Below are 9,326 nucleotides of genomic sequence, written 5' to 3' on the forward strand. Positions count from 1 at the left end.
CAGCCAGAACAGCGTCCACACCAGCCGGTCGGCCACCAGCGCCCGCCCGCTGTGGCCGCAAGACACCCGCGTGACCATGGCGAACATCAGCGACGCCAGGCAGCCCATGGTCAGGGCGTGCAGCCCGCCCAGCGCCAGCACCGGCGCGCCCTGCAGCCAGCCCAGCAGCTGCGACAGGCCGCCCAGCAACAGCGCCAGGCCAAACCAGAGAAACCCGATGTGCAGCATCGCCAGCAGGCGGTTCTTGAGGCTTTGCACCAGCCCCCAGACCACGGCCAGCCAGAGCAGCATGCCCCCGGCCGCCAGTTCCAGCAGGCCGCGCGTCAGCAGCCAGACGGCGCCCAGGCTGCCCTGCAGCGGCCCGTTCAGTTCCACCCACACGGCGGCCACTTCCAAGGCGGCCACGCCCAGCATCAGCCCCAGCGCCCAGAACGGCCGCCACACAGCCACCAGAGGCATGGCGCTGGAGGTAAAAAACGGGATCATGCGGTGCGCCACCGAGACATACACCACCAGCACAAAGCCCCACAGGCCGGTCAGCACGCTGGCGCGGGCCACGTCGTGCGCCTGCAGCGCCACGCCCGCCAGCAGGCCGGCCAGGCTCAGGCAACCGACCAGGCAGGCCACGCCCACGGTGCGGGCATGCAGCTGGTCAGGCGCCTGGCTCAGGTGGATCAGCCGCCAGAACCACGCCGTGGCCCACGCCAGGCCGGCCCAGGCCAGCACCAGCCCGGCCTGCGCCAGCAGCGCGTGCAGATGCGCGCCGGCCAGCCACAGCGCCCAGCCGGTCGCCTGCAGCAGCAGTGGCGCCATCAACTGGCGGACCTCGGGCGGCGGCACGCCCAGCCACTTCGGGCCGGCCGTGAACAGAAAGCCCGAGAAAAACAGCGGGATGAAGCCAAACGTCATGACCGCCGCATGCACCAGCGACGGCGACAGCGCGTACGGCAGCGCCAGCACGGCGCTGACCCGGTCCAGTTGCACCAGCGCCCACCAGGCGCCCGATGCCACCAGCAGCAGCATCGCCAGAAAAAACCCCAGCCGGTGCGGCGCCAGCAGCAGGTAGCGGGCGCGCCAGCGGCGGTCCTGCTGCGCCCGCTGTTCGGCGGAGGGCTTGCCTTTTGCCACGCGCAGGGGCAGCACCGGGTGCGTGCTCATCCGCAGGTTCCCAGATGGCCGCACTGGGTGCAGTAGTCGCAGCCGTCCTTGCGGATCACCGCATGGGCGCCGCATTCGCTGCATTTCTTGCCGGCCATCACGGGCGGCACCAGCGCGGCCGTGGCCTGCGGTTCAGCCACCGGGTGCGCGCTGGCGGCGGGCTGGCTGGCGCGGCGCGCAATGATGTTTTGCACCGCGTAGGCAATCGCCGCCACCTCCGAGTCGTGCCACAGCGGCACGCGCGTGCCGTCGGCTTTTTCATAAGTGCCCAGACGCACCGGGCCACGGTCCCAGGCGACCTTGCGCATGTCGCTGAGCGCGCGCTCCAGAAAGCCGCCGCGCGCCGCCAGCGACAGCATGCGCATGCTGGAGGTGATCCACTGCTGCGACTCGCCGCTTTGGCCCACCGGCATGAAGAACTCGATGGCGCGCTCCAGCGTGCCCACGCCGCTGGCCGCAGGCACCGGCAGGAACGACACCACGATGTACAGCGTCTTGTGGCCCTCCTGGGTCCAGTAGTCGACCTTGTCCGCCACCGCCGACAGCGCGCCCTTGGGCCGGCTTTCAATCACCGTGCGCATCGGGTCCAGCGGCGCGGGGCCGACGGCAGGCCCGGCCTCGGGGCTGGCAGGCACGTCCAGCACCGAGCCCAGAATGGCGTTGGGCCGGTAGGTGGCCAGGCCCTTGAGCTGTGCGCGCCAAGCCTGCTGGTACAGGCCCTTGAAGTCGTCGTACGGGTAGTCGGCCGGCACGTTGACGGTCTTGGAAATGGCGGTATCCACAAAGGGCTGGACCGCCTGCATCATGGCGATGTGGCTGGCCGCCGACATGTCGAGCGCCGACACAAAGTAGTCCGGCAACTTGTCCACGTCGCCGCCCAGTTCGCGGTACAGCCGCCAGGCGTGGTCTTCCACCGCGTAGTCGGTGGTGCTGCCGTCGGATTCGCGTTTTTTGCGCCGGTACATCCATGAAAACGCCGGCTCGATGCCGTTGGACGCGTTGTCGGCAAAGGCCAGGCTGACCGTGCCGGTGGGCGCAATCGACAGCAAGTGGCTGTTGCGAATGCCGTGCGCGCGTATCGCCTGCTGCAACTCGGCCGGCAGGCGGCTGGCAAAGGTGCCGGGCGCCAGGTAGCCGTCGGCTTCAAACTTGGGGAAGGCGCCCTTTTCCTTGGCCAGCGCGACCGACGCGGCATAGGCCGCGTCGCGCATGCGCACCGCAATGCGCGCGGCCATGTCGCGGCCTTCGGGCGCGTCGTAGCGCAGGCAGAGCATGGTCAGCGCGTTGCCCATGCCGGTAAAACCCAGGCCGATGCGGCGCTTGGCGGCGGACTCCGCGCGCTGCTGCGGCAGCGGCCAGAAGGTCACGTCCAGCACGTTGTCGAGCGCGCGCACCTGGGTCGCCACCGAGGCTTCAAACGCCTCGAAGTCAAAGTGCGCGTCACCGTCAAAGTCGAAGGGATGGCGCACAAAGCGCGTGAGGATGATGGGCCCGAGGTCGCAGCAGCCGTAGGGCGGCAGCGGCTGCTCGCCACAGTTGTGGGCATAGAGGCCATTGGCGTCAAAAGCGTGGACATCGGCCACGGTCACGTCAAACACCTCTTCACTGCCGCTCTCGGTCAGCGATTCCACGGTCGCGATAAAGCGCTCCTGGTTCAGGCTGCGGCGGTAGCTGCCCAGCGCCTGCTCCAGTCGCCTTGATTTTTCAGTGTCGGCAAAGTCGATGCGGTCGGCGTAGACGCGCAGGTTGTCGCCGCTGATGACCAGTTCATGCTGCGCTTGCATGTCATAGAGCTTGAGGCCGCCGCGCCCGTCGGGCATATTCCGCGCTTGCGCCAATCGGCGGTTCTGGTAGATCGTTGACGCGATGCCCAGACGCAGCAGCATGCGCTGCGCCGTCTGCAGCAGGGGTAGATCGCTTTGCGAAAGCCGCACGCTGACGCCTTTTTCCTGCGTCCCCTGAAGCGAACCGTCAACATCGAACAGGCCGCGCAGCAAGCCCTCAGCGAACGCGGAAGATGTCTTTTCCATCGCTGGCGTGATGGTTTTGTATCCGGGCCGCATGCCCATGTCATGCGCCAGTTGCCACACGGCGGCAGAAGCCATGCGGGCCTCGCCACGACCTGCAATCGGGCGCTGAAAACCACAGAAATCTGCCCGGTGCGACAGCGTGGCGGCCGCCGCCTCGGCCGCCTGAACGATGCCGGCAGCGCCGGTTTGCGCATACGCCACAGCGCCATTGCCGACAGCCTTCAACTCAGGCGCCCAGACTGAAATCACCGCCTTGTCGCTGTTGAGCGTGCCATCGCCGACCAGCAGCCCAAGCAGGTAGCCCTGGGCCTGGGTGCCGACGCCGTCCCAGCCGCCCAGCGCGCGGTGGTCATGCAGCAGCAGTTCGTCGCCGGGCTGCAACTGCCCGGCTTCCACCCATTCGGCTTGCAGCGTGTAGCGGGTCTTGTGCACCACGCGGCGCACCCGGTGCTCTGCCGTCAGCCGCAAGGACGGTCCTTCGCGCGTTTTCAGGGCCAGCACGGGTTTGTGGCCGGTGCTGAAAAACCCCTCGCTCTTCACGCTGTAGGCCTTGCCATCCACCACGGCGGTGAAGGGGCATCCCACCAGATCCGCCACCTGGGCCGGGCCCTCGGTGGTCATGACCCAGGTATCGGCGGTCACGCAAGGATTCGTCGCCTCGATGGTCTCGCAGTAACGCAGGTTGTTGTCCTGGTTCATGTGGTCCAGAAACAAAATGCCGGGCTCGGCAAAGTCGTAGGTGGAGCGCATCACGGTGTCCCACAATTCGCGCGCGGCCACCGTTTGGTAGACCCACAGGCCGTCGGTGCGCTGGAACGCGCCCTGCGCGAGCAGCGCGGCGCCGGGCTTGGCCTTGTGCACCAGCTCCCAGGGCTGGTCGTCTGACAGCGCCTGCATGAAGGTGTCCAGCATGCCGACCGACACGTTGAAGTTGTTCCAGCGGCCGGGCGTGCGCTTGGCGGTGATGAACTCCTGCACATCGGGGTGGTCGATGCGCAGCACGCCCATCTGCGCGCCGCGCCGGGCGCCGGCGCTTTCCACTGTGGCGCAGGACTGGTCAAACACGTTGATGTAGCTGCACGGGCCCGACGCCATCGAGGCCGTGGCCTTGACCTCGGCGCCGCGCGGACGGATGCGCGAAAAGTCGTAGCCCACGCCGCCGCCGCGCCGCATGGTTTCGGCGGCTTCGCGCAGGGCTTCATAAATGCCGGGGTAACCGCCATCGTCGAAGCCCTGGATGCAGTCGCCCACGGGCTGCACGAAGCAGTTGATCAGCGTGGCCTGGATGGACGTGCCGGCCGCGCTCATGATGCGGCCCGCGCCAATGGCGCCGGCATGCAGGTTTTCCAGGAACAGCGCTTCGTGCTTCGCCCGTTCGGCTTCGGGCTCGACCGAGGCCAGGGCCCGCGCCACGCGCCGGTAGATGTCCTCGATCCCGCTTTCGCCGGGCTTGAGGTATTTTTCCTTCAGCACGTCGTGGCTGATGGGCTGGGTGGCGGTCACGTCTTGCGGCCGGCCGAAATGTTCGCGCTTCATGTCCGTTTTCCTCAAGAATGCACCGCCGGGCGAATGCCGCCGAGCAGCCATTGCATCAATTCTTGCACCGAACGGATCTGGTCTCCAAACGGCAGCAGGCCAGCGCCCCGAAAGTAAAGGCCTTTGTCGGTGTCGCCCGAAAAGGCGTGCCCCAGTTGCTGGTCGATGCAGAACTGGCCCATCGTGGCGTCGCCGTCGCGCAGGCCGCAGCGCGCCAGGCAGTCAAACGACATGTTGCACTTGGCCTTGGCATGCGCCGCCGCCTTGAGCCGGGGCTCCAGGCGGATGTACTTTTCAAGCCAGGGGGTGCGCACCGCGCGCGCGGGCAGGCCGGCAACGCTGATGAATTCAACCATGTCTTCGGGCCTGGCGTGGGCCAGCACGCGCTTGAAGGCGGGGTCGGCGTCGCACTCCTCGGTCACGGCAAAGGCCGTGCCCAGCTGCACGGCCGAGGCGCCCAGCGCCTGCAGGCGCACGATGTCGTCCCGGCTGCTGATGCCGCCAGCGGCAATCAGCGGGATCTCGCGCTCAATGCCGGCGGTCTTGAAGAATTCCAGCACCTGCGGAATCACCACCTCGAAGTCAAAGCGCGTGTCCTGCAGATCAGACACCTTGGCCGCGCCCAGGTGGCCGCCGGCCAGCCGCGGGTGCTCGATCACGATGGCGTCGGGCAGCCGGCCCTTGCGCTCCCACTTCTTGACCAGCAGCTGCACGCCGCGTGCGTCGGACAGAATCGGAATCAGCGCCGTCTTCGGGTAGTCGCGCGCCAGGTCGGGCAAGTCCAGCGGCAAGCCGGCGCCCACCACCAGCGCATCGGCACCGCTGGCCAGCGCCTGGCGCACATAGGCTTCGTAGGCGCTGAGCGCCTTCATCACGTTCACGGCAATCAGGCCGCGCCCCTGGGAGATTTCGCGGGCCCGTCGGATTTCGCGGTCCAGCGCTTCGAGGTTGGCCGCGTCGATCAGCTGGCGCGCATCGGGTTCCTTGTCGAGGTGGCCGGTGATGGCCATCAGGTCCGGGTACAGGCGGCGCAAGTCAATGCAGGAAATGGTGCCCACGGCGCCCAGCCCTGCCACGGCACCGGCCAGCCCGCCGGCAGACACGCCCACGCCCATGCCGCCCTGCACCACCGGCAGCAATTCCTTGCCGGCCAGGCGCAGGGGCCGCAGGCCCGAATCACGCGCCAGCGCCAACAGCGCGGCGGCAGTTGCGGCCTCATCAACACGGGCGATTTCAGCCGTGTCAGTCGGAAATAATTTGTCCATCGTGCTCCACATAAGGTTGGTAGGGGCCAGTGCCACTGCTGGAGGCTAACGAAGCCGGCACAAAATTTCCTTGCCGTACATCAAAGATGTGGATTTCACCGGCCTCGATGACGTAATGCCAGCCGTGCAGCGTGAGCCTGCCGCCCTCCACTTCGCGCCGCACCATGGGGTAGTCCATCAGCCGCTCCAGCTGCAGCACCACCGAGCGCTGCTCGGTGCGGCGCATCGCCTCGGCGCAGGGCTGCACGGGCAGCAGGGCTTCCGTGGCCAGCTTGAGCCAGGCCTGCAGCGCCACCGCTTCCTCGGGCACGCCCTCGTAGGCGGCTCGAATCGCGCCGCAATGGCTGTGGCCACACACGATGATGCGCTCCACATGCAGCGTGAGCACCGCGTACTCGATCGCGGCCATGGTGCCGTGCAAGCCGTGCGAGCCGTCATAGGGCGGAATGAAGGCGCCCACGTTGCGCACGATGAACAGCTCGCCCGGCCCGGTGCCGGTCAGCAGATAGGGCACCAGGCGCGAGTCCGAGCAGCCGATGAACAGCGTCTTGGGGTGCTGGCCCTCGGCCACCAGGTCCTGAAAGCGCTGCTGGTGCAGGGGAAAGTAATCAGACTGGAAACGCCGCAAACGCAACAGCAACTCGTCGGCGGCGTCTTCGCTCATTGCACCAGAGGCGAGTCCGCCCCTTCCAGTTCAATCCCTTCGACCAGCGCCTGGCCCACCAGCAGCGTCATGTACTGGTGCAGCGCCCGGGCGCGCGACTGCATGGTCAGCAGCGCGGCAATGCGCTCGCGCACGTCATCGTAGGCGGGCTGAATGCCGCTGCGGCGCTCCAGCACGTCGATGATGTGAAAGCCAAACCGCGTGTGAAACAGGCGCGGGTGCACGCCCATGCTGGTCTGCGCATGCTTGAGGTGAAACAGCTCGTTCGCCAACTCGGGCGCGCAGTCCTCCGGACCGACCCAGCCCAGGTCGCCGCCCTGCGCGCTGCTGGGGCAATTGGACAGTTCGGCCGCCAGCTGGGCAAAGCGCTCGGGGTGAACGCCCTTGTGCGACAGCTCCAGCAGCGCCCGTTCGGCATGCACCGTGAGCGCCTGCACGTTGACGCCGGGTGTCACGGCAAACAGGATGTGCCGCAGATGGAGCGCCTGGCCGACCATGAACTGGGCGGTGTGGGCGTCGTAGTAGCGCTGGCCTTCATCCCCGGTAGGCTGGGGCGTGACCACGTCCTGGTCCACCATGGCCTCGATGACCTTGCGCTCGGCATCGGACAGCTCGGGCGCGCTCAAGCCGGTGTGGCGCGGCAACAGCCCTGCGCGCACGGCCTGCTGGCGCAGCAGTTCGGAATAGGCCGATTCGCGCAGCGTGGCCGTGTCCGGACGCTGCCCGGGCGCATGCAGGGCAATGCCGTTGACATACGCCATGGTGGGCGCCGCAGCGGCCGTGGCCGGGGCGGCCAGGCCAGTGGGGGCGGAATCGCTGGCCGTGCCCGCGCATTGGCAGGCGCCGCTGCCGCAGCCCCCGGAGGCCTTGGCGGGTGTGGAGGTTGGTGCGTTCATGAAATAACTTTCTCGTAGTGGCGTTGCGGCGGCGCTTTAACGGTTGCCATGCGGCTTGCGCGGGGTCATGCCCAAGCGGCGGCTGCGCACCACCTGGTAGGGGCGCACCAGGTAGGCCACCGAGCCAAACCCGCTCCACACATGCACCAGCCGGGTGAACGGAAAGATCAGGAAGATCGACATGCCCAGGAACATGTGCATCTTGAAGACGAAGCCCGCTTCAGCCAGCAAGGCCGGCGCGCCGGCCTGGAAGGTCACGATGGCCTGCGCCCAGCCGGCCAGCTTCATCATCATGCTGCCGTCCAGGTGCTGCGCCGACAGCGGAATCGTGGCCAGGCCCAGCGCGAGTTGCAGCCACAGCAGCCACAGCAGCACGATGTCGCTGGTTTTGGAGTTGACGCGAATCCGCGGGTCCGTCAGCCGGCGGTGCAGCAGCAGCGAAATGCCGATGAAGCCCAGCACACCGAACAGCCCCCCCGACACCATGGCGACCACCTGCTTGGCACCCGCGCTGATGAAGGGCTCGTAGATGAAGTGCGGCGTCAGCATGCCGAAGGTGTGCCCGAAGAACAGGAACAGCACGCCGACGTGAAACAGGTTGCTGCCCCAGCGCAGCTGGCCGGCACGCAGCAGCTGCGACGAGTCGCTTTTCCAGGTGTACTGGTCGCGGTCAAAGCGGATCAGGCTGCCCAGCAAAAACACCGCCAGGCAAATGTAGGGATAGACCCCAAAAAGAAAATTGTCCAGCGTGGTCATGCTTGTGCTCCCTCGATAGGACGTCCCTTGCGGACGATGTGGATCGGTTGCGGCTGGTCAGGCCGGGCCTGGCCTTTGGACGAGCAGCCGTCAAACACGACCGGCTCCTGCCAGACCGCGTCGATGGACTCCTCGGCGGCCACCTGCACCGGCTGGGCTTTCTCGCCGGCCAGTTCCAGCAGGGCGCCGAGCACGCAGGCATAAGCGCTTGCGCGCTGCTGCAGCGCCGAGAAAATCGCATTGAAAATATGCGCCATCTCGGCCAGAAATTCGCGCGCCTCGCGCGGCGGCTGGGTCGAGGTGAATTCAAGCACCACCGGCAAAAAGTCGGGCAACTCGCCGTCGGCCAGGTACATGCCGGCTTTCTCGTAGGTCTGCGCCAGGTCAATCATGGCCGGGCCCCGGTCGCGCGAGTCGCCATGCACATGCTCGAACAGGTGCAGCGAGGTCGAGCGGCCCCGGTCGAACAGCTCGACATAGTCAGCCTCGACCTCCAGCGGCGCGTTGCGCGCCAGCGTGTCGATCAGCGCATCAAGTTCGGCCAGCCGCTGCGGCGTCAAGGCCCGCTCCTGGTGCAGCGCGCCGCGCAGGTCGGCCAGGTGGCCGCGCAGTTCGGCATCGGGGTAGCCCAGCAGCCGGGCCAGCACGCGCAGGCTTTTGGAGGCTACGGGAGGGTTGTTAAAAAGTGCCATGTCTCAGACCTCCACCTTGATCGGAATAGTGCGTTTCTTGTTGCCGCCAAACAGGCTGACCTCGCTGGCGCCGTCGGAGCAGCCGTTGCCAAACGTGAAGCCGCAGCCGCCGCGCATGTCGAACGCGTTTTCGGCGTATTCGCGGTGGGTGGTCGGGATCACGAAGCGGTCTTCGTAGTTGGCAATCGCCATGACGTGGTACATCTCCTCGACCTCGGCCACGGTCAGGCCGGCCTGTTCGAGCACGGCCAGGTTCTGCACCTGGTCCACATGCTTGCTGCGCTGGTAGGAGCGCATCGCCAGCATGCGCTGCAGCGAACGGATCACCG

The 9,326-nt window shown here is 67.2% G+C and carries 7 protein-coding genes and 1 pseudogene; all 8 read right to left on the minus strand.

The genetic code is table 11. From position 1 onward, the window contains the following. Positions 1-1,158: NnrS family protein (locus IV091_RS01880; RefSeq protein WP_293464385.1), on the minus strand; the 1,158-nt coding region annotated here is incomplete at its 3' end. Continuing rightward, positions 1,155-4,724, minus strand: a complete 3,570-nt coding sequence (locus tag IV091_RS01885; RefSeq protein ID WP_293464387.1) for an LAGLIDADG family homing endonuclease — start codon at positions 4,722-4,724, stop codon at positions 1,155-1,157. The genes IV091_RS01885 and IV091_RS01880, both read right to left, overlap by 4 nt. Positions 4,725-4,735: 11 nt before the next feature. Continuing rightward, a complete protein-coding gene (locus IV091_RS01890) occupies positions 4,736-5,989 on the minus strand; it encodes a nitronate monooxygenase family protein (RefSeq protein WP_293464389.1) in 1,254 nt (417 codons plus the stop codon). Next, the gene (locus tag IV091_RS01895; protein WP_293464391.1) at positions 5,967-6,653 is read right to left on the minus strand and encodes a carbonic anhydrase; all 687 of its coding nucleotides are present in this window, start codon (positions 6,651-6,653) and stop codon (positions 5,967-5,969) included. Before IV091_RS01895 ends, IV091_RS01890 begins: the two co-directional genes overlap by 23 nt. Continuing rightward, on the minus strand, positions 6,650-7,549 hold the full coding sequence (locus IV091_RS01900; RefSeq protein WP_293464393.1) for a peptidylprolyl isomerase: 900 nt from the start codon (positions 7,547-7,549) through the stop codon (positions 6,650-6,652). Before IV091_RS01900 ends, IV091_RS01895 begins: the two co-directional genes overlap by 4 nt. Before the next feature lie 36 nt (positions 7,550-7,585). Beyond that, entirely contained in the window at positions 7,586-8,305 is a 720-nt protein-coding gene (gene narI / locus IV091_RS01905) for a respiratory nitrate reductase subunit gamma (protein ID WP_293464395.1), read from the minus strand. Then, positions 8,302-8,997 (minus strand): nitrate reductase molybdenum cofactor assembly chaperone, encoded by a 696-nt coding sequence (gene narJ / locus IV091_RS01910; protein WP_293464397.1) that lies wholly within the window; start codon positions 8,995-8,997, stop codon positions 8,302-8,304. The genes narI and narJ overlap by 4 nt, the downstream gene beginning before the upstream one ends. Before the next feature lie 3 nt (positions 8,998-9,000). Next, positions 9,001-9,326: pseudogene (gene narH / locus IV091_RS01915) on the minus strand (nitrate reductase subunit beta); the annotation flags it as partial.

It is taken from the genome of Polaromonas sp. (assembly GCF_018780625.1).
Classification (GTDB): Bacteria; Pseudomonadota; Gammaproteobacteria; order Burkholderiales; family Burkholderiaceae_C; genus Polaromonas.